The organism is Algoriphagus hitonicola, from assembly GCF_900113375.1.
In the GTDB taxonomy this organism is placed as follows: Bacteria; Bacteroidota; Bacteroidia; order Cytophagales; family Cyclobacteriaceae; genus Algoriphagus; species Algoriphagus hitonicola.
The window spans coordinates 27,338-50,957 of sequence record NZ_FOPC01000018.1 but is presented as its reverse complement, the minus strand read 5'-3'; the positions used below and the strand labels follow the sequence as shown (position 1 = coordinate 50,957).

Annotated in this window: 20 protein-coding genes; 14 read left to right on the top strand and 6 right to left on the bottom strand. The window is 42.1% G+C overall.

Translation table 11 applies throughout. The features are described from left to right. Window positions 1–79 precede the first annotated feature (79 nt). Window positions 80–1,555: a lipopolysaccharide biosynthesis protein gene (locus tag BM043_RS18130; protein WP_092794330.1), complete on the top strand. Its 1,476-nt coding sequence runs from the start codon at window positions 80–82 to the stop codon at window positions 1,553–1,555. Between the two features lie 442 nt (window positions 1,556–1,997). Continuing rightward, window positions 1,998–2,918 (top strand): universal stress protein, encoded by a 921-nt coding sequence (locus BM043_RS18125; protein ID WP_092794328.1) that lies wholly within the window; start codon window positions 1,998–2,000, stop codon window positions 2,916–2,918. Between the two features lie 117 nt (window positions 2,919–3,035). Here BM043_RS18125 and ypfJ read toward each other — a convergent pair whose 3' ends face one another. After that, complete coding sequence (gene ypfJ / locus BM043_RS18120; RefSeq protein ID WP_092794325.1) at window positions 3,036–3,929, bottom strand: KPN_02809 family neutral zinc metallopeptidase; 894 nt, start codon at window positions 3,927–3,929, stop codon at window positions 3,036–3,038. Between the two features lie 181 nt (window positions 3,930–4,110). Between ypfJ and BM043_RS18115 the strand changes: the two genes are divergently transcribed. Further along, complete coding sequence (locus BM043_RS18115) at window positions 4,111–4,833, top strand: 3-keto-disaccharide hydrolase (RefSeq protein WP_245753078.1); 723 nt, start codon at window positions 4,111–4,113, stop codon at window positions 4,831–4,833. Window positions 4,834–4,937: 104 nt separating this feature from the next. Here the strand turns inward: BM043_RS18115 and BM043_RS18110 are convergent, their stop codons facing one another. The 3 genes from BM043_RS18110 to BM043_RS18100 form a co-directional block, all read right to left on the bottom strand. Then, entirely contained in the window at window positions 4,938–7,751 is a 2,814-nt protein-coding gene (locus BM043_RS18110; RefSeq protein ID WP_092794320.1) for a S9 family peptidase, read from the bottom strand. Between the two features lie 8 nt (window positions 7,752–7,759). Beyond that, window positions 7,760–9,679 carry a M14 family metallopeptidase gene (locus BM043_RS18105; RefSeq protein WP_092794317.1) on the bottom strand — a complete coding sequence of 640 codons (1,920 nt, stop codon included), beginning with the start codon at window positions 9,677–9,679 and terminating at the stop codon, window positions 7,760–7,762. Between the two features lie 88 nt (window positions 9,680–9,767). Next, on the bottom strand, window positions 9,768–10,178 hold the full coding sequence (locus BM043_RS18100; protein ID WP_092794314.1) for a hypothetical protein: 411 nt from the start codon (window positions 10,176–10,178) through the stop codon (window positions 9,768–9,770). A gap of 518 nt (window positions 10,179–10,696) precedes the next feature. Between BM043_RS18100 and BM043_RS18095 the strand changes: the two genes are divergently transcribed. From BM043_RS18095 to BM043_RS18050, 10 genes are all read left to right on the top strand, one after another. Further along, a complete protein-coding gene (locus BM043_RS18095; RefSeq protein ID WP_092794311.1) occupies window positions 10,697–11,173 on the top strand; it encodes an Lrp/AsnC ligand binding domain-containing protein in 477 nt (158 codons plus the stop codon). Between the two features lie 233 nt (window positions 11,174–11,406). Further along, window positions 11,407–12,852 carry a Fe-S cluster assembly protein SufB gene (gene sufB, locus BM043_RS18090; RefSeq protein WP_092794309.1) on the top strand — a complete coding sequence of 482 codons (1,446 nt, stop codon included), beginning with the start codon at window positions 11,407–11,409 and terminating at the stop codon, window positions 12,850–12,852. Between the two features lie 130 nt (window positions 12,853–12,982). After that, on the top strand, window positions 12,983–13,747 hold the full coding sequence (gene sufC / locus BM043_RS18085; protein WP_092794306.1) for a Fe-S cluster assembly ATPase SufC: 765 nt from the start codon (window positions 12,983–12,985) through the stop codon (window positions 13,745–13,747). 17 nt (window positions 13,748–13,764) lie between these two features. Next, window positions 13,765–15,033 carry a Fe-S cluster assembly protein SufD gene (gene sufD, locus BM043_RS18080; RefSeq protein WP_092794303.1) on the top strand — a complete coding sequence of 423 codons (1,269 nt, stop codon included), beginning with the start codon at window positions 13,765–13,767 and terminating at the stop codon, window positions 15,031–15,033. Window positions 15,034–15,038: 5 nt separating this feature from the next. Next, a complete protein-coding gene (locus BM043_RS18075; protein WP_092794297.1) occupies window positions 15,039–16,262 on the top strand; it encodes a cysteine desulfurase in 1,224 nt (407 codons plus the stop codon). Next, window positions 16,259–16,687, top strand: a complete 429-nt coding sequence (locus tag BM043_RS18070) for a SufE family protein (protein ID WP_092794294.1) — start codon at window positions 16,259–16,261, stop codon at window positions 16,685–16,687. Before BM043_RS18075 ends, BM043_RS18070 begins: the two co-directional genes overlap by 4 nt. A 2-nt stretch (window positions 16,688–16,689) precedes the next feature. Further along, window positions 16,690–17,028, top strand: a complete 339-nt coding sequence (locus tag BM043_RS18065) for a DUF59 domain-containing protein (RefSeq protein ID WP_092794291.1) — start codon at window positions 16,690–16,692, stop codon at window positions 17,026–17,028. Window positions 17,029–17,049: 21 nt separating this feature from the next. Continuing rightward, the gene (locus BM043_RS18060; protein WP_092794288.1) at window positions 17,050–17,469 is read left to right on the top strand and encodes a BrxA/BrxB family bacilliredoxin; all 420 of its coding nucleotides are present in this window, start codon (window positions 17,050–17,052) and stop codon (window positions 17,467–17,469) included. Window positions 17,470–17,716: 247 nt separating this feature from the next. Then, on the top strand, window positions 17,717–19,003 hold the full coding sequence (locus BM043_RS18055) for a citrate synthase (protein ID WP_092794285.1): 1,287 nt from the start codon (window positions 17,717–17,719) through the stop codon (window positions 19,001–19,003). Window positions 19,004–19,123: 120 nt separating this feature from the next. Then, window positions 19,124–19,384 (top strand): acyl-CoA-binding protein, encoded by a 261-nt coding sequence (locus BM043_RS18050; RefSeq protein WP_092794283.1) that lies wholly within the window; start codon window positions 19,124–19,126, stop codon window positions 19,382–19,384. A 51-nt stretch (window positions 19,385–19,435) separates the two neighbouring features. Here the strand turns inward: BM043_RS18050 and BM043_RS18045 are convergent, their stop codons facing one another. Both BM043_RS18045 and BM043_RS18040 read right to left on the bottom strand, forming a co-directional pair. Next, the gene (locus tag BM043_RS18045) at window positions 19,436–20,428 is read right to left on the bottom strand and encodes a bile acid:sodium symporter family protein (protein WP_092794281.1); all 993 of its coding nucleotides are present in this window, start codon (window positions 20,426–20,428) and stop codon (window positions 19,436–19,438) included. Further along, window positions 20,425–21,174: a TrmH family RNA methyltransferase gene (locus BM043_RS18040; protein ID WP_092794388.1), complete on the bottom strand. Its 750-nt coding sequence runs from the start codon at window positions 21,172–21,174 to the stop codon at window positions 20,425–20,427. Before BM043_RS18040 ends, BM043_RS18045 begins: the two co-directional genes overlap by 4 nt. A 19-nt stretch (window positions 21,175–21,193) precedes the next feature. Here BM043_RS18040 and tamL point away from each other — a divergent pair, with 19 nt between their 5' ends. Continuing rightward, a complete protein-coding gene (tamL, locus tag BM043_RS18035; protein ID WP_092794278.1) occupies window positions 21,194–23,617 on the top strand; it encodes a translocation and assembly module lipoprotein TamL in 2,424 nt (807 codons plus the stop codon). The last annotated feature ends 3 nt before the right edge of the window (window positions 23,618–23,620 follow it).

Sequence of the window (23,620 nt, the reverse complement as noted above, 5' to 3'; positions counted from 1 at the left end):
GCTGGCTGCGACAAATGCGCCAAACCTTGATTTTTAAAAAGAAAGGAAAAGATTCCTGATTTTTTGATAATTTCAACTCATGGGCAAGGTCGCCGATCAAAGCATTCAAACTACTATTTTTTCTTACCTGGGTGTAGTAATTGGCTACTTCAATGTACTTTGGCTCTATCCCTATGCCCTGGAAGCGTCTCAGCTCGGGACTTTTCGGACCATTCAAGACCTTGCGCTTCTTTTTGTGCCTTTTGCCCAACTGGGTTTGGGGCATGGGATTACGCGATATTTTCCAAAATTAGAACAAGGGCAATCTGCATTTTTGAGCTTCAGTTTGTTGTTGTCATTGGTTGGGTTTCTAGTCGTGGGTTTGCTTTTTTGGATTTTTCAGGAGGAAATCATTTCTCTGTTTGCTTCCAATTCTCCTGACATTCTACCCTATTTATGGATTGTGCTTCTGATCACTTTTATGGCGCTGATGAATTCGATTTTGGATGCTTATAGCCGATCTTTTCTCAAAGTAGCCATCCCGACATTTTTCAGAGAGGTATTTATCCGGATTTTGACCGGGCTTTGGATTGTTTGTTTCCTGATGGCTTGGATCAGTTTTGATCAGATGATGATGGGATTGATTGCCATTTATGGCCTTCCGCTACTCGGAATGTTGAGTTATTTAACCTGGCTGAGAGTGCTTAAATTGGATTTTCGATGGAATAATTTTCCTCCGAAATTTCGACGTTCCTTTCTTCGATTTAGTCTGATTACTTTTTTGGCGACAGCCGCCTCCACCCTGATTATGAAAATCGACAGTGTCATGGTGAGTTCGATGATTAGCCTGGAAGCCAATGCCATTTATACCATCGCCTTCAGTATGGCATTGGTCATTGAAATGCCGAGGAGGGCAATTTCCCAAGTGGTCATGCCAGTCATTGCGGATCATTTTTCGCGGAATGAATTTTCTGAAATTAATCGGATTTACAAGCAAGTGAGTCGAAGACAACTCTACATATGCTTGTTGCTTTTTGTGGGGCTTTGGACCAATATTGACAACATTTATCATTTTATCCCCAATCGGGAAATCTATGAAAGTGGCAAATGGGTGGTTTTCTTGATTGGGTTGGGAAAGCTGTTTGATGTGGCATTTTCGGTCAACTCAGAAATCTTGGTATTCTCCAAGTATTACCGCTTCAACTTGACCGCCACTATTCTGATGAGTATATCGATCATTATACTGAATTACCTGTTAATTCCGATTTACGGGATTGAGGGGGCGGCATTGGCATCCGCTTTGGTGATGTTATTATTCAATCTATTGAAGTATTTTTATCTAAAGCTAAAACTGGGTTTCGTTCCTTTTGATCAAAGCACGCTGAGAATCCTTTCTATCGGGGTATTTAGCCTAATTATAGTATCCAATCTACCAGCGATGGAAAATCCGTTGCTAGATATGGGAATAAAATCAATCTTGATTGTAGCTGTATACGGGATAGCGGCAAGGCTAAAAATTTACGGTCAAGAGGAGCTAGAGTGGGTGCGACAAAAAATAAAAAAGCCCGGATCTTAGAGTGTTACAAACCTCCTTATAGACAAGATTTGAGCTGCCTTGAGACCGCAAACTTCCACTGTTATCCTGTCCTTGCGGACGAGGCCCCGAAAATTCTGGGTGAGGCCTGTTTTTGGAAAGGGCTTCACTCGGTATTTTGTTAATTGTGAAGTTTGAACATGTCAGCGACCCGAGCTTTAGACAAATATACGGGATAAAATCGGCACAGTTGACACTTGAGGCAGGTAATTGATCCATGATAAAAAATTGATTGGAGCCAAACCGAATCGGACTGATGGTCGAATTAAATTATTTTAAAATAATATTCTAAAAAAATAAATAAATCAAAACAAAGGACCTATACAGCAACGTAAATAACCAAAAGTCAAAATAATATTTCAAAAATAAACTATTTCAATCTCTATTTTTAACCTTAAATTTGCATCGCAAAACCCAGTTAACAATGTATTTGATCAAAAAGCTCATCGTCTGCCTCGACCAAACCGCATTGGACAAGACCTTGATCCAATATGCGGCATTTATCGCAAATGTCAATCAGACCAAGAAAGTCTATTTTGTCAATGTGATCAAGAACTTAACAGTACCAAAGGAAGTGCTTGAGGAGTTTCCTAATCTGGTCGAAAACATGGTCAATGAACGGCAGCAAGCTATGGAGCTGGCTGTAAAAGAAAACTTCCATGGCAAAAAAGACATTTCTTTAAACTATATCGTCAAAGAAGGATCGCTTTCAAAAAAGGTATTAAAACTGGCAGAAGAGAAATCTGCCGATATGATCATTATCGGTAGAAAAGTCACCTTGCCTGGTACTGGCGTTGCGTCACTTCGTTTGGCGAGACGGGCGAGTTGTTCCCTACTGATCGTCCCTGAAAATTCCACTCCTAAAGTGAACAAAATTTTGGTTCCTTCTGACTTTTCGGATTACTCTAAAGATGCGCTTGAGGAAGCCATTATGATTGCTGAAAAGCACGGTAATGTAGAGATTGTCTGCCAAAATGTATATTCGGTCCCTTCTGGCTATCATTTTACAGGAAAAACCTTCGAGGAATTCACCCAGATCATGGCTATGCACGCTGAGATCAATTACAAAAAGTTTATCCGGAAAATAGATACCAAAGGAATCTCCATCACACCGGTATACACCAAAGATGATGACGATGATCCCGTACAGGAAATCGTCACCAAGGCAAAGGAAATCGATGCCGACGGAATCATTATCGGGGCAAAAGGCAGAACTGCGGCCACTGCTCTGTTCATAGGAAGTATGGCTGAGCGATTGATCCAATTCAATGACAGCTTACCGCTTTTGGTCACTCGGCCCAAAGGAAAAAATGCGGGAATTTTGGACTATATATTGGAGATTTAATAGAGAAAGAAGACGACACACGGAAGAAAGTTTGCTGTTACAGCTGGCAGTTTTCAGGAAAGTCTAAGCTTTGAAGCGAGAAATTTAAAATCAGAAATCTCATCCGATTAAATGAGTTTACAAATCCTCCGCTTTGAAGGTATCCCCTTGGCGGAGCTCACCGGTTTCAAAGCCTTTTTTGAACCATCGCATGCGTTGCTCAGAAGTACCATGGGTAAAAGAATCGGGTACCACATCCCCTCCTGAACGCTTTTGCAATCGATCATCGCCAATTGCATTGGCTGCATTTAAGGCTTCTTGCAAATCGCCCTGCTCCATCATTCCGCTGGTTTTTTGACTGTGATGTGCCCAAACACCCGCTAGAAAATCGGCTTGCAATTCCAATCGAACCGAATATTGGTTGTATTCACTTTGGCTCACTTGTCCTCGTAGACTCTGTACTTCATCGGTGATTCCCATGAGATTCTGGATATGGTGTCCCACCTCATGAGCGATCACGTAGGCCTGTGCAAAATCCCCCGGCGCATTGAGTTTTAGCGCCATATCTTCAAAAAAGCTTAAATCAATGTATAATTTTTCGTCCGCAGGACAATAAAATGGACCGGTAGCGGCACTCGCATTGCCACAAGCGGAAGATACTGACCTGGAAAATAAAACCAGCGTGGGTTCCCGGTAATCCTCTAGAAGCTGATTCCAAATGAGTTCGGTATCTGCGAGAATTACCGAACTGAATTCTGCCAATTCATCCTCTTCTGCACTGGGTTGATAAGATGACTCGGTAGTAAAGCCTTGTCCTCCCCCACCCAGAAATCCACCGATAAAATTCAGCGGATTGGTACCGGTGACCACCGAGAAAACGATCACAATACCAACGATCACCAAGCCTGTCTTGGAGAAAAGGATCTTGATCAGTGGTCCCAAAAGCATAGGATTGATTCCTCCGCCTCCCGATCCACTCTGACCTCTCCGGTCATCAATATTGGAGCTTTTTTTTCTGCCTTGCCACTTCATTTTTTGCTGGGGTTTGGGGATTAGAAATCAAAATAAAAAGAGTATTCGAATAAAATCTTTTTTATGCTAGTTTAAATTTAACCAAATTGAATTCTAAGTATCGAATCAACCCTAATTAAAAAATACTATGAATTCCAAAATGAACCTAAAAACCTTATTCTTCACTGCCTTTGTTTTCTCTATGATCTCATGTGGTTATTCCCAAACCGGTGTGGGAGTGGCACCGATCGAGGGAGCCGAGCTTATGCTTGATGGAAGTAAGGAGATGCTGTTGAAAAACTGGGAGTACTGGAAAGGCCCTCGATTTTCGGCAGAAGACCCGATCAAATGGCCGGAAGTCGAAGATCCTGTGACAGGGGGAAAAGCAATCAGTAGTAATGACCCTGCCGGAGCTGGCGGAAAGTATGGCGCGGCGGATATTGTCACCAAGAAAAAATACGAGGACTTCAGAGCACACGTTGAGTTTCTCATTAAAAACGAGGGAGGAAACAGTGGAGTTTACCTCCAAAACCGCTATGAAATCCAAATTCTGGATGGAGATTACGGACTCCATGGTCTGGCCGCTGTGATCAATGAGCATTTGCCAAAAGTGGAAGCTTATAATGGACTGGGAAAATGGAATGCTTATGATATTCTGTTTAAAGCAGCCCGGTTTGAAAATGGAGAACTAAAAGAAAAAGCTCGGGTAACGATTTATTTCAATGGTGAAAAAATCCATGAAGATGTCAGCATACAGCAAGTATGGGGCGGACCTAACTCCGGGCTTGATGGGGGAAATGATGATGGGAAAGGCATCACGGATAGACCTGGAGGTCTGAAATTACAAGCAGAAGGACATGATGTTCTTTACCGGAATGTTTGGATCAAGGAAATGGATCTAGACGGAAAGAGCACGGATTTTTAATTTCCTAATTCTAAGAAGCCAAAAGCCATTTTGCCATTGAAACAGAAAACCCGGCTCAATTCTATGAGCCGGGTTTTCTTATTTGAGATTAAACAAACTGCATATCAATCCTCCAACTCGTATTTTAAAGTTTTCCCTTTCTCTACTGCTGGGAGTCCTTCAGTCATCCAAAGCGGAGCTGGAGCACCTTTGAGGTAGTGATCGAAGAACTGGCTTAGCCGAACAGAAAGGTCTTTTCTGTTTTTGCGCTGACGGAGGTTATGATCTTCTCCATTGTACTGAAGCAACCAAGCGGGTTGGTTCAATCTTTTCAGGGCCATAAACATTTCGATTCCCTGGTACCAAGGCACAGATCCATCTGCATCATTGTGCATGATCAAAACCGGCGTTTTCACCCGATCCATAAAGAACAGCGGAGAATTCTCCAGATAATACACCGGCTTTTCCCAGAGGGTTCCTCCGATTCGAGACTGAGTTTGCTCGTATTGGAACATCCGACTCATGCCTGTTCCCCATCGGATCCCACCATAAGCTGAGGTCATATTGACAACTGGAGCGCCAGCTCCTGCGGCCTTAAACATATTGGTTTGCGTGATCAAATAGGCCACTTGATATCCTCCCCAGCTTTGACCTTGAATAGCCATATTGTCCGCATCCACAAATCCTCTTGCCACGAGAGACTGCACTCCAGGAATGATACAATTGTAGGCACTCGGTCCTGGAAGGCCTAGATCATATTTGATGTCTGGAACAAAAACCAGGTAGTCATTGCTGACAAAGTACGGAATATTAATCGTAGATGCCGAAGGAGCAGGAGCTCGGTAGTTATGCAGTCCATTACTGTTTCGCTCGTAGAAATACACCATCATGGGGTATTTTTTGTTTTCGTCGAAGTTTTCAGGCTTAAACAACAATCCCTGGAGCGGCGTACCATCATTGGCCAAATAGCTTACGAGCTCAACCGAACCCCACTTTACGTCAGCTTGCTGAGGGTTGAGATTGGAAACTTTTCGAAGATTCTTCAAGGTCAAATCACCCAAATGCAAATCCGGGTTTTCCTGATACGTACTTCTCCTTACGGTAATCTCATCCGAATCTTTGGCTTTGTTAAAACCAAAATAGCGGTGATCTGACATCAAAATCTGTTTAGGAGCATTTTGAGCATTAATGGAGGATCGATACAGACCCGACTGTTTAGTCACTTCATTGAAGGCTGTCAAATATAATGGGTCCTTGGGATCAATGAATTCCTCTTCCCGATCAAGGGTAAGTCTTCTAAATTCAATGGAATTGGCTCTACCCTCTCCTTGAGTGATATTGACAGCTTGGCTAGGATTTCTGGGATCGATTTTCCAGATGTCATAGCGATCATTGATTAAGATCGCCTCATCGTTTTCCAACCATCCTGCTGTACTATAGCTTCCGGGAAGCGAAGGTGAATCATGTAATTCATCATAAAACACCACATCAAGCCCTTCGGTCAGATTAATCTTATTTTTTTGAGCAATATCGTAGGCCACCCAAGTGGAGTCTTTATTCGCATACCAAGTGATGTATTTCCCTTCGGGGGAAAGACTAGGGTAACCCGGCAAAGATTTTTCTACCAGGGTTTTCTCACCCGTCGCAAAATCAATCATGTACACATCTCTTCCTATCTGAATATCCCAAGAATAGTTTCTCCGATAGGGCGCGTCAGTCCAGACCAAAGCAAAATCCCGTTCGATCTTGTTTTCCAAGATGATATTGTTGACTTCCCGATCCTCGAGCTGAGTGATTTTCCTAGTCGCCAAATCCATAGTAGCCGTGTAGGATCTATTTTCCTCACGAGATTTGTTTTTCAACTGCATGGGTTGGATTTCGGCATCTTGCCATCCCCAAATATCCAAACTCACCCGCTCCTCATCGAGGATGGTGGTGTCAGATTCGTATGCATAATCCACATAGTCCTCAGCTACACCAAAGAAAATCCGGTCTTCCTCTTCACTAAAACGAATACCAGCATCGCTGCTTAAGCGACCATTTTCCAAAATCCCCTGAGAATCCTTGTTGACCAATTCCTCAAGGGCAACCTCATCCGTTTTTGTCAAATAAAGCTGATAATAAGGCTTCTCAGCTTTGGAGGAATCATTGGTAGAGATAAAAGTCAAATAGGTAGCCTTCGGCGAAAATGTCACCCGGGTGTAATCTGTATTTCCTTCATGGACGGTTTGACTTTCTCCGGTTTTGAGGTCAAGGAGGTGGATTGCAGCATTGTCCAGCGTATCTTCTTCCGCTAAAACATACTGAAGAAACTCCCCTTCTTTGGAAAAGCTATAACTTTTTACCCGGTCAAACTCATAGCTTTTTTCGCCATTGAGTGTTCTTACCAGAAGTTTGGTGCCGTCCGTTTTTTTAGGCTTCTCAGCTTTGGCGGTGGAGTCAGCTTCATCTTTTTTCGCAGGCTTTTCCTTTTCAAAATGGATTGCCACCCAGCTGCCAGCTTCTTGAGGAATAGCAAAGGATTTGACATTCGCCATTTTTTCAATTTCTCCAGCCTTCAGGTTGAAAATAAAAAGACTGTCACTGGGCATGTCGTCTTTCTTGGTTTCTTTCAACTTCAAGACTCGAACAGAATCTTTCTGAGGAACTATTTTGCCCACTGCAAATGAATCATCAGGGGTAAAATCCCAGCCTTGAGCCCGATGAATAATCGTTTTTTTGGAAGGATCATTGAATGGTAAAATCTCAGCTCTGGCATCTCCATCCTGTGGAGAAATTGAATACCCAACCCATTTTCCATCTTTGGTGATTTTCTCACCGCCCAGGCTTTCCCAGCCATCATAATCTGCATGCGTAAGGGATCGCTTTTGCTGCGCATCTGCTCCTGAATAAATCAGAAAGGCTAAAAGCAATACCAGTTGTTTTGTTCTTTTCAGCATATTTAGGTTTAGTTTAATTTGAATTCTTTGACAAACAGACCTCCTCGGGTGGAGGAAAGTTTGATTTTACCGCTTACTTCCTCATCAGAGCTGAGCTCAACCCGGAAAGTAGCCGATTTTTTTTCTCCTTTTTCGGTATACCCAGAATAAATGGTTTTATCATACAATTCAGGAGAAGTGATTTTGACCTTGGCATCCTCATAGCCTTCGAGTAGTTCCTTTTCAAAATCCAAAGAAACCCGATCTTCCTGAACGATTTTGACCAATTTGGCTTGTTCTAAAGCCACCGGCAATCCACCTACATTTTCCCAAGAAATGGTAATCTCGTATTCATTATCAGAAATTTTGTCAACTGTAGGCTCACTCACTTTCAACTCCGGAAGTCGCATCGCCATGGCCATATTAAATTGAGCTTGCTTTTTTGCCCAGTTTTCCAATTGCCAAGTAGGTCCATTTTGTCCAAAAAATTTCGGATGAAATCCGCCTATTTCTACTTCTCCCAGTTGTGGATGATCAAATGAGGTCCAGTCCTTAAATCCTCGGCCTTCATTTTCCTCCTCATCCCACATGAGCGCATCGTAATCATTGTAGATTCCGTCGCCATTGTAGTCTTTCATTGCGCCATTATTCCAAAGCTCATCACCATACCAAATACTTCCATAATAGAAATATCCGAAATCTGGTCCATGTCCAAACAAGGGAGAAGGCTTCAGCGGATCGCCGGTCATGGAGTTGACTTTGTATCGGGTACTGTAAGTTTCGTATACATCCCCTGCCCAGGGATAAGCCGTGTAGGAAAGTCCCAATTCGTCCATTTCCCGATAGATCTCCAGATCGCTAGGATACATTCTTTCCTCACTTTTGGAAGTGGAAGGTGGTCTGAGGTGCATGGGAACGCGGGTATCCATCGAATTAACCACAGAGATATTGGGATGGGAAAGCATCCATAGGACGGTGCTTCGCGTCTCCGGCTCGCTCATGGGGTATTCACCGGCACCGTATTGGGTATATCCCCTACCGGTCAGATCTCCTCCGATATCAGGACGCCAGTTTTCGGGATAGTTTCGGTGCAGATCCAATCCTCCAATTCCATCTTCGTTGTAGCTGCCATCCTCATCATTGTCGATGCCTTCCGAATATATCAGGTAATCGCCTTTGCCCGGAAAAACACGCTTCATCAGTTTTCCTGATGGATGATCCGGATCGATGATATAATTAGCCTTCTTTTTTTCTTCCTCGGTGACCGCCTTTTTTCTCATTTGATAAATTATACCATCCCCATCGAGGTCTTCCTCAGGATCTTCATCTATCAAACCATCACGGTCATTATCGTGAGGTTTGACCGAGCTTCTGTTTCGCTGTTCGGTAAATAAGTACAAGTTTGATCCATCGGGATTATTTTGCGGTCTTAGATAAATCGCTTTGGTATCGATCAAATGAGTGATTTCCTCATCTTTTCCATAGTTTTCGATCAAATGCTTTGTCATCCAAAGAATGGATTCGCTAGAAGTGATTTCGCCAGAATGTCTTCCTCCTTCAAAATAGGCAGCGGGTTTATCCGTGTCTTTACCAGTGGACTTGTTGGTCAAAGTCATCTGATAAACAGGACGACCTTCGAGGGAATGACCGACCACATAAAGATCCACGATATCCGGATACTCCTCCGCCCATCGTTCATACCAATGGTACATGACCTCCACGGTATGGTATTTGTCAAAAGTGAGTTGATCCCCAGGAGTATATTCTACTTCAGGGAATTTAAATTTTTTAAAGAATGAAGGACCGTGCCGCTCACCGGAAACCGTGTAAAATTTAGCGGTGGTGTCTTGTTCAGAAAATAATTTTTCTTGCTCAAACGACTTAACCTGAGCTTGCCCATAAAAGGTGAGCAAGGATACAAATCCTATCGTAAATAAATTGGTTTTCATAGGGATGGTGTTTTTTGGATTTTAAAAATAAAAACAGCACCCGAGTGCATCTGCACCGCTCAAAAAAAAAGTCGGATAAACCGACTGATTATTTTTGTATAATTAATTCAAAGGATTGAGGACCGTAGTCCTGTTTGCCAGGAATAGGCTCGCATTTAGGAAGCTTTCGGATCACATAATCCAATCGCTCTTTTAGACCTTTGTCTTCTGAATTTTCCAATTCAAAACCGCTAATGGCTCCCATGGAGTTAACTTCCAAGATCACTCTCACTTCTTCCAATTGTTGACTTTTCTTGGTTCTAAAAATAAATGGAGAATAGCTGTCGATCATTTCAACAGTAAAATCAGCAAATTTCCAGCTAGCAGATTCAGCTTTTTCTTCAGCCACAACCGCACGCAAGGAAGCCTTTTCATCCTTATCCGATGCAGCAAACGTGTGCAAAGGAAGCATGACGATTGCCAATCCTAAAACTGCGATATGTAGAAGATGCTTTTTCATTGCTGATTTCAACACTCAAAAATGCATCAAAAACAATTTCAAAGCAAGTATTTTGCAGTTTAAATTGATTAATTCCGCCTTTGGATTTTAAATTTTTATCCGACAGCTTCATTATCCGCCTCAATTTTGAAAAATAGAAGATTTTTGAACCTGAGCATGAGATGAAAAAAATGTTCCTTTTTGATCGCCTTTTGAAAAAAACAGAAATGGATCGGCCTGAAAACAAAAAAGTCCTGCCAGAAGCAAGACTCTTTTCAGAATATAAACCCAAATATAACTTTAGAGATTAAAAGTTTCGAATAGTGAACTGACCTGAAATTTGGCTATCTCGAAAATTTCGGTTTTTAATTTTTCTAAATGAAATATAGACCAAATATTCGTATAGCTTTTCAAGCCGACCTCAAAGTAAATGTATTTTGACAAAAATTACAAATTGAAAAAATAATTTTGCAATATTTTGAACAATCTCTAATTTACCGATCACTTCATTATAAATCAGCTAAATCCACCTCAGAAAAATGGATAAAATTTTAGATATCGATAACATAGACCTAAAAATCATTTCTCTTCTCAATGAAGATGCGAAGACTCCTTACACCGAAATTGCAAAAAAAGTATTTGTTTCCTCCGGAACGGTGCATGTCAGAATGAAAAAACTCGAGGACATGGGAGTCGTCAAAAGTGCCACTTTGAATATTGACTTTTCGAAGTTGGGCTATGACATCTCAGCGTTCTTGGGAATTTATCTCGAAAAAAGTTCTTTATATGATAATGTCATCGAGCGCTTAAAGGAAATCCCCGAAGTGGTCAGCGCCTATTATACCACGGGCAATTACTCCATTTTTGCAAAAATAATTTGTCGGGACACCAATCATCTCAGAATAGTATTGGACAAAATCCAAAAAGTAGATGGCATAGACCGGACAGAGACTTTGATTGTACTTGAGGAAAGTATCAATCGCCCGATCCAGTTCTTCGATAAAGAAAAGAAATAAAAGGTCTATCTGGATTAAATCTAAATAAACAATTTTGATCAAATCATTGAAAGTGGAGAATTGAAAACCTTCACTTTCATTTTTCCTAAAATGTTGAAAATATTGCTCCTCGAAGCATTTTTTATTGAGTGAATGAATCTTTGATAGATTTTTCCGATCATTCCGAACATAATATTTTGATTATATGTTGTACCTTCGCAAGCAAAATGTAATTAGTCTAAATAACTCAGCCCATGAGCAAAGACAACCAAATTTTAGAAGAGTTTACTTCCAAAGAATACGAACACGGATGGTCCGTTAATTATGAGGCCGATGAAGCCCCTGCCGGATTAAACGAAGATATTATACGCTGGATTTCTGTCAAAAAAGAGGAACCGCAATGGTTGCTCGAATGGCGATTGAAGGCTTTTAAAACCTGGCAGTCCATGATCGAGCCGGAGTGGGCCAATGTTCACTATCCAAAGATCAATTTACAAGCCCTGAAATATTATTCTGCTCCCAAGCAATCAAAAAAGCCAAAAAGCCTCAATGAGCTCGATCCCGAATTATTGGCTATTTATGAGCGATTGGGTATCTCTTTGAATGAGCAAAAAAGACTGCAGGGAATAGCAGTGGATGCTGTACTTGATTCGGTATCAGTCGCCACTACGTTCAAAGATACCCTCAGCAAATTGGGAATCGTTTTTTGTTCGTTCAGCGAAGCGGTTAAAGAGCATCCCGAGCTAGTTAAAAAATATCTGGGTTCAGTCGTGCCCATGACAGATAATTATTACGCGGCATTGAACTCGGCAGTATTTTCCGATGGTTCATTCTGCTACATTCCCAAAGGCGTCAGATGCCCGATGGAATTATCCACTTATTTCCGAATAAATGCGGCAAATACGGGACAGTTTGAGCGTACGCTGATCGTAGCGGAGGATGAGTCCTACGTGAGTTACCTAGAGGGTTGTACTGCACCACAGCGTGACGAAAACCAACTTCACGCGGCAGTAGTAGAAATTTACGCCGGAGCTCATGCCGAGGTGAAATATTCAACAGTTCAAAACTGGTTCCCGGGAGATAAAAACGGAAAAGGCGGAATTTACAATTTTGTGACCAAGCGTGGAATTTGTGCGGGTGATTATTCCAAAATTTCGTGGACACAGGTAGAAACGGGATCTGCAGTGACTTGGAAATATCCTTCTTGTATTTTGAAAGGGGACAATTCTATCGGCGAATTTTACTCTGTAGCTGTTACTAATAATTATCAGCAAGCAGATACTGGAACCAAAATGATCCACATTGGTAAAAACACCAAATCACGGATCGTTTCTAAAGGAATTTCCGCAGGAAAATCTCAAAATTCCTATCGAGGTCAGGTTCAGGTAATGAAGCGCGCGACAAATGCACGGAATTTTTCCCAGTGCGACTCCCTCTTAATGGGTGATCGTTGCGGAGCTCACACGTTCCCATATATCGACATCAACAATCCTACTGCAAAAGTAGAACACGAGGCCACTACCTCAAAAATCGGAGAAGACCAGATTTTCTACTGCAATCAGCGAGGTATCGCGACAGAGGATGCTGTAGCCTTGATTGTCAATGGATACGCAAAAGAAGTGTTGAATCAATTACCCATGGAATTCGCAGTGGAAGCTCAAAAACTCCTTGCCTTGACTCTTGAAGGCTCTGTGGGTTAAAAAGGTTGGAAATTTGGGATTAATCCGGCAAAAGGGTCTCGAAATAATGAGATAAAAAACGATAAGGCCAAATGGCAAAAAATGACCGGAAATTATCTTAATTGTAAAATTTGAAATATCAAATCATACTATGCTATCAATAAAAAATCTTCATGCCTCTATCGAAGGCACTCCTATATTGAGAGGAATTAATTTGGAAATCAAAGCCGGAGAAGTTCACGCGATCATGGGGCCCAACGGTTCGGGTAAATCTACTTTAGCCTCTGTTTTGGCTGGTAGAGAAGAATACGAAGTTACCGAAGGAGAAGTACTTTTTCAGGGAAAGGATTTACTGGAATTGGCACCCGAAGAACGAGCTAGAGAAGGAGTCTTTTTGGCATTCCAATATCCGGTGGAAATACCGGGAGTATCTTCTACCAACTTTCTGAGAACGGCTGTAAATCAAGTTCGCGAGCATCGTGGCTTGGAGCCTTTGGATGCGGTGAAATTTCTTTCACTGATGAAAGAGAAAATGAAACTGGTCGAAATCGACCAGAAATTGTTGAGCAGAGCCTTGAATGAAGGGTTTTCAGGAGGAGAGAAAAAGCGGAATGAAATTTTTCAAATGGCCATGTTAGAGCCAAAGCTTTCAATTCTTGATGAAACTGACTCAGGTTTGGATATTGATGCGTTGAAAGTGGTATCAAATGGTGTCAACCAGCTAAAATCACCCGAAAACGCGACTATCGTTGTGACTCACTATCAGCGACTGTTGGACTACATCGTACCCGATTTTGTCCACGTACTTTACAAAGGTCAAATCGTAAAATCCGGAACCAAAGATTTGGCACTGGAGCTTGAAGAAAAAGGCTACGATTGGATCAAAGAAGAAGTTGAGTCCAAAGCCACAGTCTGAACCCTTAAAACAGAAGCATGAGTACCTTGACTACCCAAGATACATTTAATAGCATTCTAGAATCCGCACCAAAAAACTTCACTGAGTTGAGGTCCAAAGGGAAGGCCCAATACCTTTCTCAAGGCTTGCCTGCGCTGAAGGATGAAGAATATAAATTTACTCCGATTCGGAAAAAAATCGAGCAAACGATTTCTAGGTTTGAACTTGCCAAATCCTTTGAAGTAAATGCCCTTGATGTCAAAGCTGCTATTTTCGCAGGTTTTGAAGGTTCAGTCTTGGTGTTTACCAATGGAAAATTCATTCCTGAGCTTTCCAGTTATGATACGACTTTGACCGTGAATGAAATCACGGATCAGCCAGATTTGCCTTTGGGAAGCATTGCCAAAGCAGAAAAAGATCCTTTTGTAGGACTTAATCAGGCAGGTTTTCAAGACGGAATTGCCATTTCCTTGCCCAAAAAATCGAAAATCGAAAAGCCGGTTTTACTTTTATCCTTTTATAAATCCAATGAGGGTCAGGTCATTCAACCCCGCATCTGGATAGAGGCTGGAGATTTTGCCGAAGCGAGTTTTATAGATCTTTCGGTCAGCATGGACGATTCTCCTTATTTTGTAAATAAGGTAGTCGAGATCAAAGGCGGGGTTAATTCCCAGCTGAATTACTACCGCTTGCAAAACGAAGGTAAGCATGTGATAGAAGTCAGCAACACTGAAACTGATATTCGAGAGCATAGCCGATTTACCTCAGTGAATGTTTCGCTTTCTGGCGATATGGTGAGAAACAACCTCAACCTCAATTTGATCGGAAGCAACTCGGAGGGAAATATGTACGGATTGTACCTACTCAATGGCAAAACCCATGTGGATAATCACACCAATGTGGACCATACCATTCCCCATGCTGAATCCAACGAATTGTATAAAGGTATTTTAGCCGATCAGTCTCGAGGCGTATTCAATGGGAAGATTTTCGTCCGTCAGGACGCTCAGAAAACCAATGCATTCCAGCAAAACAATAACATCCTGCTGTCAGAAGATGCGATTGTCAATACCAAACCTCAATTGGAGATTTGGGCAGATGATGTGAAATGTTCACACGGCTGTACCACGGGCCAATTGGATGAAGAAGCCCTATTTTATTTGCGCGCCCGGGGAATTGACAAAACCCAGGCAAAAGGATTGTTGCTATATGCTTTTGCAGGAGAAGTCCTGGAGCATATTGGAGACGAAAGTTTTAGAGAATATTGCATAGCATTGGTAGGTGATCGCTTGGGAAGTAAATTCTGAACCCCATGAAATTAACTATCGACCAAATCAGGGGCTTGTTTCCTGTACTTCATCAAGAGGTACACGGCAAGCCCTTAGTTTATTTTGACAATGCTGCCACTACGCAGAAGCCAAAGGCAGTTTTGGATAAACTCCGCTCCTACTATGAGATGGATAATTCCAATATTCACCGGGGTGCTCATACCCTAGCGGATCGAGCCACTCGGGAATACGAATTGGTAAGAGAAACTGTCCGGGAGTTTATCGGTGCGAGAGAGTCTGCTGAGGTTATTTTTACCAAAGGCACCACCGAAGGTATCAATCTCGTGGCCCAAACCTTTGGCAGAAAGTTCATCGGAAAAGGGGATGAAATTATCATTTCTACCCTAGAGCATCATTCCAACATCGTTCCTTGGCAAATGCTCTGCGAGGAAAAAGGTGCTGTTTTGAAAATTATCCCAATCACAGAATCAGGAGAGATAATTTTTGAGGAGTTTGAGCAATTATTATCCAGTAAGACTAAACTGGTCAGTATAATTCATGCATCCAATGCCTTGGGCACCATCAATCCAGTTAAAAAAATCATAGACGCTGCTCATGCCTTCGGTGCAAAAGTTTTACTAGACGGTGCTCAGTCTACCTCTCATTTGGATATTGATGTATTGGATTTGGACTGCGACTTCATGGCTTTTTCCGCACACAAACTTTACGGGCCAACAGGTTTGGGGATTTTGTACGGGAAAAGAGAAATTCTGGAAGAAATGCCTCCTTTCTTAGGTGGTGGAGAGATGATCAAGGAAGTGAGTTTTGAAAAAACCACCTACAATGACATCCCTTTTAAGTTTGAAGCCGGCACGCCAAATATTGCGGATGTGATTGCCTTCAAACCTGCTTTGGATTTTATTACAGATCTGGGCAAACCCTCCATCAAAGCACACGAAGATGAGTTGCTTTCCTATGCCAATGAATTGCTCTTACCGATCAAGGGTTTTGAGCCCATAGGCACAGCAAAGGAAAAAGTCAGTGTACTTTCTTTTAATATTACAGGTATGCATCCGTTTGATGTCGGGCAGATGCTTGATGCACGCGGAATTGCCGTCAGGACGGGACATCACTGCACGCAGCCATTGATGAAAAGATTCGGTATTGAAGGAACTGTAAGAGCCTCTTTTTCTGTTTACAATTCCAAATCGGAAATCGAAAACTTGGCCGAAGGGGTAGCCCGCATAGCCAAAATCAAGAATAAATGAGCATAGAAGGAGTTCAGGAAGAAATAGTAGGTGAATTTGAAATTCTAGGAGACGATCGGGAATCCACGATCTTCTACATCATGGAGTTGGGAGGAAATCTGGAAGAGTTTCCAGAAAGCGAGCGAAAAGACGAAAACATCATCAAAGGCTGTCAGTCCAAGGTTTGGCTCACTGCTGAAGAAAATGATGGGAAAATCCACTACCTAGCAGACTCAAATACCGACATCACCAAAGGACTGATTTCATTATTGATCCGAGTCCTAAACCATCGAAAACCCGAGGAAATCATTCATGCTGAATTAAATTTCATCGATCGAATCGGCATGGGAAACATTATCGGTAGTCAGCGATCCAACGGGCTGGCATCGATGATCAAGCAAATGAAGCTCTATGCCATTGCCTTTCAAACCAAACTAAACGCCTGATCATGGAAACTGAAAACAGTACCTCAACAGGTCAAATTGCCAATTTAAAAGAGAAGGTGGTTCAAGCCATTAAACAAGTTTACGATCCGGAGATTCCCGTGGACGTTTACGAATTGGGCTTGATCTATGAAATCACCGTTTACCCGGTGAATAATGTCTTTGTCCTGATGACCTTGACCTCACCCAACTGCCCTTCAGCAGAATATATCCCAACCGAAGTGCGGGACAAAATCCAGCAAGTCCAAGGCATTAACAATGTAGAAGTGGAGGTCACTTTTGACCCGCCCTATTCACAGGACATGATGTCTGAAGCAGCAAAACTTGAATTAGGTTTCTTATAAAAATTAAAAATTACTATAGATATGTATCCCGAAGAACTGATTGCTCCCATGCGAGCAGAACTTTCAGATGTAGGCTTTCAAGAATTTAAGACTGCCGAGCAAGTAAGTGAACATCTAGGACCCAATCACAAAGGAACCACCTTTGTAGTCGTAAATTCGGTTTGCGGTTGTGCCGCTGGCGCAGCCCGACCAGGCGTCCGTTTTGCCCTGGAAAATGCTTCCAAAAAACCGACTACCTTGGCTACAGTTTTTGCAGGAAATGATCGGGAGGCCGTCGAAAAAATCCGGGAGATTGTACTTCCTTATCCCCCATCCTCCCCTGCGATGGCCCTGTTCAAAGACGGAGAATTGGTTCATTTTATTGAGCGTCACCACATCGAAGGAAGAAGTGCCAAAATGATCGGAGAACATCTGGTTGAAGTATTTGAGCATTTCTGCTAGTAAAATAAGCCCTACGGGGCTTTTTTTATAAAATTGTGTTAAAGGTTCTTTCCACCGAATTTTTCTTTAACCATATCTCTTTCTAAAATAAGGGATTAAACAAGTTTGGGTCAAAATCAAATCTCATTCTTCACTATTTGAAATAATATATCACCCATTGTACAAAAAATCGGTAAAAAAGCAGGGTTTTTATTAACTTGAGGCCATCTTTTAAGGTTTTTTACAAAGCAATACAAAAAATAACTATATGTCTGAATCCGTCAAGTTGTCCTACAAAGGGCAAGATTTTGAGTTTCCGGTAATTACGGGAACCGAGCAAGAAGCAGCAATTGATATAGCCAAACTCAGAAGCGCAACTGGTCTTATCACGATAGATCCCGGTTATAAAAACACAGGATCTACCACTAGTGGTATTACCTTTCTGGACGGCGAAGAAGGAATCCTTCGATACAGAGGATATCGAATCGAAGACCTTGCCGAAAAGTCGACGTTTCTGGAAGTTGCCTATCTGTTGATTTACGGAGAATTACCGACTCAGGCTGAATATGAGTCATTTACCAGTGAAATCACCCATCACACTCTGGTTCACGAGGACATCAAAAAAATCCTCGATGGTTTCCCATCCAATGCCCACCCAATGGGCGTGCTTTCATCACTAATCTGTTCCTTATCGGCATTTTATCCAGAATCTCTTAATCCCAACAGAAGCGAAGAAGAGATTAATCTAAGCATTATCAGGCTAATTGCCAAAATGCCTACTTTCGCAGCTTGGGCTTATAAAAATGAAATGGGACATCCGGTAAACTATCCTGATAATACCCTGGATTACTGTTCCAATTTCCTCAAGATGATGTTTGCTTTGCCTGCTGAGCGATATGATGTCGATCCGGTAGTTTCCAAAGCCTTGGATTCCTTATTGATTCTTCACGCAGATCATGAGCAAAACTGCTCTACTTCCACTGTGAGAATAGTAGGATCGTCCCAAGCGTCCATTTATGCATCCATTTCAGCAGGAATCAATGCCCTTTGGGGACCCCTTCACGGAGGTGCAAACCAATCGGTAATTGAGATGCTCGAGGCCATCAAAGCCGACGGTGGAGATGCTAAAAAATACCTGGACAAAGCTAAGGACAAAAATGATTCATTTCGATTGATGGGATTTGGACACCGGGTGTACAAAAACTTTGATCCGAGAGCTAAAATCATCAAGAAAGCGGCTGACGATGTTTTGGAAAAACTAGGTGTAAAAGATCCCGTTTTGGAAATTGCCAAAGAACTGGAATATGCTGCACTGAATGATCAGTATTTTGTGGACCGTAAGCTTTATCCTAACGTCGATTTCTATTCTGGTATTATTTATAGAGCCTTGGGTATTCCTACCGACATGTTTACGGTGATGTTTGCTCTTGGTCGTCTTCCAGGCTGGATCGCCCAGTGGAAAGAAATGAGAGAAAATGGTGAACCGATTGGCCGCCCACGCCAAGTGTATGTAGGTGCCAATGAGCGGGATTACGTTTCGATGAACAAGCGTTAATCTTATATTTGAGAAAAATCAAAAGCCGACCTCCCAGTCGGCTTTTTTTGTGAGAAAAAATTCAAATTGGAGCTTTTGGTTTGATATTTGAAAAAATGATTTTCCAACTAAACGATTGCAATGAAACCAACAAGTCTAGAGGAAGCCGTTGAGCTTACTAAAAAATTTACCAGTAGACCAAGTAATGAAGAACTTCTGAAGCTCTATGGGCTTTACAAGCAAGCTACAGAAGGAGACAATAATGAAGAACGACCGGGCGGATTTGATTTCAAAGCCGCTGCAAAACATAACAGCTGGCTAAACTTCAAAGGAAAATCTAAAGAAGAGGCCGAAGCCATGTACATCGCATTGGTGGAGCAACTGGCAAATACCCACATTTAAGAAAATAAACAATAACCAACTATTAATTAACGGACAGACCTGGGAACATTCTCAGGTTTTGTTTTTTGTAGCAAACCAAGAAGCTATCGCTGAACCGATGATCAATTGTTGGATATGATACAGCATCACCGGTAGAAGCACCAAACCCAACATCGCCGGATCGGGAAAAATCACCTTCCCAATCACCACGCCATGCACCAAGGATTTTTTGGACCCGCAAAAAAGTGCAGTGATTTTATCTTTTAAATTGAATTTGAGAAATGAGGCAGAAAAACTGATCACTCCCCAAATCAAAAGAAATAAACCCAACATACTCGCCGCCAAAGTAATCATCGTGGAAATGGAGTATGGAGAAAAAACCTGTTCCTCAAATGATTGGGCAAAGGCAGTAAATACGATGATCATGATTACGGACTGATCGATGTATTTTAATTTTTTTAAAAAAGGCTGAAGAATCGGAAACAGATACCGATGCATAAAAACTCCAAAAATCACCGGCAAGATCACCTTATAGGTCAATTCCAGTAAAGTAGGTAAAAAATCAATAGTGAACTCCTCACTAGTTCCACCCAAAATCCCCATCCAAGCTGGCGTAAGGATCACTCCCAACAAACTCGATATACTTGCATTGAAAATCGCCGCAGGGATATTTCCTCCGGCTATGGATACCATCACGATAGATGCACTTACCGTAGAGGGCAAAGCCGATAAATACGTGACCCCCAGTTTAAAATCAGGAGCAATCCAAGGCATCCACTGCAAAACCACATAAACCAAGACAGGAAAAATTAAGAACGTAAAACTCTGAATCAATACATGAAGTCTCCAATTGGAAAGTCCAGAAATGATTTGAGCAGGATCTAGCTTTACTCCGTAAAGAAAAAACACCAGAGCGATACCTACGTTGATGATGGGTTTCCAGGGAATTGGGGAATTCACCGCACCAAAAGCCGGAAAAAGCCAAGCAAGAAATATAGCCAACAAGAGCCCCGCTAAAAACCCGTTGAGTCCTACTTTTTGAGCTAGATTTAGCAGTTTGCTCATGAATTCATCAGACGCTTAAAATTATCACAAAGGACAGCGGTAGCAATAGCCACATTGAGGGATTCGGCTTCACCAAAGGATGGAATCGTTAATTTCCGATCAACGAGTTTTTCGATTTCAGGTGAAATTCCTTTGGACTCATTCCCCATCACCAATACTCCGGGCTGAACTTCAGTGAGTTCGTGAATGGATTCCCCGCCTAGAAAAGCTCCATAAATCGGAAGATTCCATTGACTGAAAATCTGTGAAAGTTCTGCATAGTAAAAAGTCACTCGGGTAAATGACCCCATGCTAGACTGGATTACTTTCGGATTATAGAAATCAGCCGTTTGTGGTGAAAAAACCAATTTTCGTATCCCATACCAATCAGCAATCCGTATAATCGTACCGAGATTCCCCGGATCCCTGACATCATCCAATGCCAAAATCAAATGTTCCCCCTTCACCTCAAAAGGATTGTTTTCCTTCATTTTCACCAATGCCAAAGCCGAATTATTACTTTGATACTGCCCGAGGGACTCCAACTGTTTTTGACTCACTTCTTCAGCTGTAATTCCCTGAGTTTGCAGCTGCGAATCATATTGATCTAAAAATGTAGCGGTGGCAAAGAGTGATTCTGTCTTAAAGTCAGAATTCAATACCTCTAGCACACTTTTTTCACCTTCTACAAAGAACATCCCGCTTTCTAAGCGGTATTTCTTTTGATGTAAGGATTTTATAAACTTAACTGTATTTTTGCTAAGCATTAGGACTTGATCTTCCATTTTGAAATTCACCAAATATATACTTTTTCTTTCGCTACTCGGGCTCTCCATGAGCTGTTCCCTGACCAAAAAGCTTCAGGAAAACGAATATGCCGTATTTGAGGTCGAATATGAAGGTATCGAAAATGCCAATGAAGAGGAACTCAGCGCACTCAATCAGCTCGAACCCAATCTGAGAATCCCTATCATCAACCGTTCCCCGGGAGTTTCGGTCTATCGAATCGGTCAGTTATTTTATGATAGCACCCAAGTCAAAGAGAAACTGAAAGAAAAACAGGATGAACTCGATGACATCAATGCTGCCTTGGACACGGTTGGCAATGATCGAAAACTCCTGAACCGGGCCGATAAGCTTCGAACTCAGATCGAAAATCTTGAAGAAAAGGAGGAGTTTGGAAATTCTCTAATGCGCACTGGAAATCCCGTGACAAAATTGGATACCTCAAAAATCGAAAGCTCTCAAAAAAACATGTTGGGCTATTTAAAAAACCATGGATTTTTTGATTCGGAAGTTACCTATGAGGTTGAAACAGAAAAGCAGAAGGCTTATTTAACTTATAAGATCAATGAAAAGGAACCTTATGTGATTGATTCGATTTTCACTCGAAGTCAAAATGAAGAAATCTATGAGATTCTAAATCAGAATACGAGGAATTCGAATCTAAAAAAAGGTGACCTCTATGAGCAGAGTAATCTTGTTTCTGAACGGGATCGTGTAGAAGATCTGCTCAAAAACAGTGGCTTTTATATGTTTTCCAAATCCTACTTGGAGTACAATGTGTACCAGGATACGGCTGCAAAAAATGTTCGGATTGAGCAATTAATTCGGAAACCGACTTTTGCCGAAGAGCATGAGATCTATACCATTGATTCCATCAATTTTCGGATTAACCCACCCTCAGATGAGTTTTCGGACCGCCAAACTGAGCAGAATTACAAGGACATTCATTTTAGATTTTATCGGGATCGCTATTCAGAAAAAATTCTTGCCTCTCGGGTTTTTCTAGAAAAAGGCAGTCCTTACAATAGAACAGACGTCATCGAAAGTCAACGCCAAATCAGCAACTTGGATTTATTCCGATTTGTAAATATGACATTTGATACGTTGGGCACGAGCCTTACTGCCAACATTTACACCCAACCCAATCAAAAATACCAGCTGACCAACCAAGTGGGTTTGAGTGTCACCGAACAGTTGCCAGGGCCGTTTTTTAGTACTTCGCTAAGGAATAGGAATTTTTTCAGAGCTGGAGAAATATTGGAATTTAGCTTTCGAGCTGGATTGGAAGGGGTCGCCTCGGCTACCGATCAGGGAGTTTATCAAAGCCGAGAGGTGGGTGCATCGGCTGCGGTGATTTTTCCAAGATTTTTGATTCCTTTTGCACCGGGAACATTGGACAAATTTGGAAGGTATAATCCCAACACCCGAACTCAGCTGAGTTTTAATCACACCAACCGGCCGGAATATACCCGAAACAGTTTAAACGGACAATTGGCTTACACCTGGGCCACCCGAAATCAGCGACAGCAATTTACCGTCAATTTGACCGATATCAGTTATGTTCGGACGCCAAACATTACCGATGATTTCTTTGACGTGCTGACGGATTTGGCGGATCAGGGAAACAATTTGATATTTTCCTTTTTGCCGTCTTTTGTGAGTTCTGTTTCCGTCCAATCCACCATCAATTTCAATCAATATGGAAATTGGCGAAGCAGTCAAGCTTCTTTGCTCCGATTGTATTTGGAAAGTGGTGGAACAACCCTAAACTTCATCGATGTTCCCAATAATGCCGAGGAGGGTCGAGAATTTGCCAACTTTCAATGGCTAAAATTACAGGCTGATTTTAGACGCTACTATCCGCTTGACAGCAAACAGACCCTAGCTTATCGCGCTAATTTCGGAATTGCGCAACCTTATGGAGTCAGTGCGGGGATCTTGCCTTACGAAAAGTACTTTTTTGCCGGAGGCGGAACAAGTATCCGGGCATGGCAGGCTAGACGATTGGGGCCCGGAAGCTTCACTCCGGACCGGGGACCTGATGGCGTATTTGATTACACTTTTGAACAGCCTGCCGAAATGATCTTTGAAACCATGCTGGAGTATCGCAGAAAAATATATGGCTATTTTGACATGGCTTTATTTATTGACGTGGGCAACTCTTGGGATATTGGAGCGGACCCTTCGCGTCCCGGAGGGGATTTCAGGTTTGATCGCTTTTACAAGGAGCTGGCTGTGGGATCCGGAATCGGTCTACGGATGGACTTTGAGTTTTTGATCATCCGGCTTGACCTTGCTACTAAGGCCATCGATCCGGCTCAGCCCGAGGGCGAGCGATGGATTTTAGACAATGTTTCATTTAAAAATCCCTTCGGAGTTAGAGGACAGACTGTTCTCAACTTCGGAATAGGGTATCCATTTTAAAAT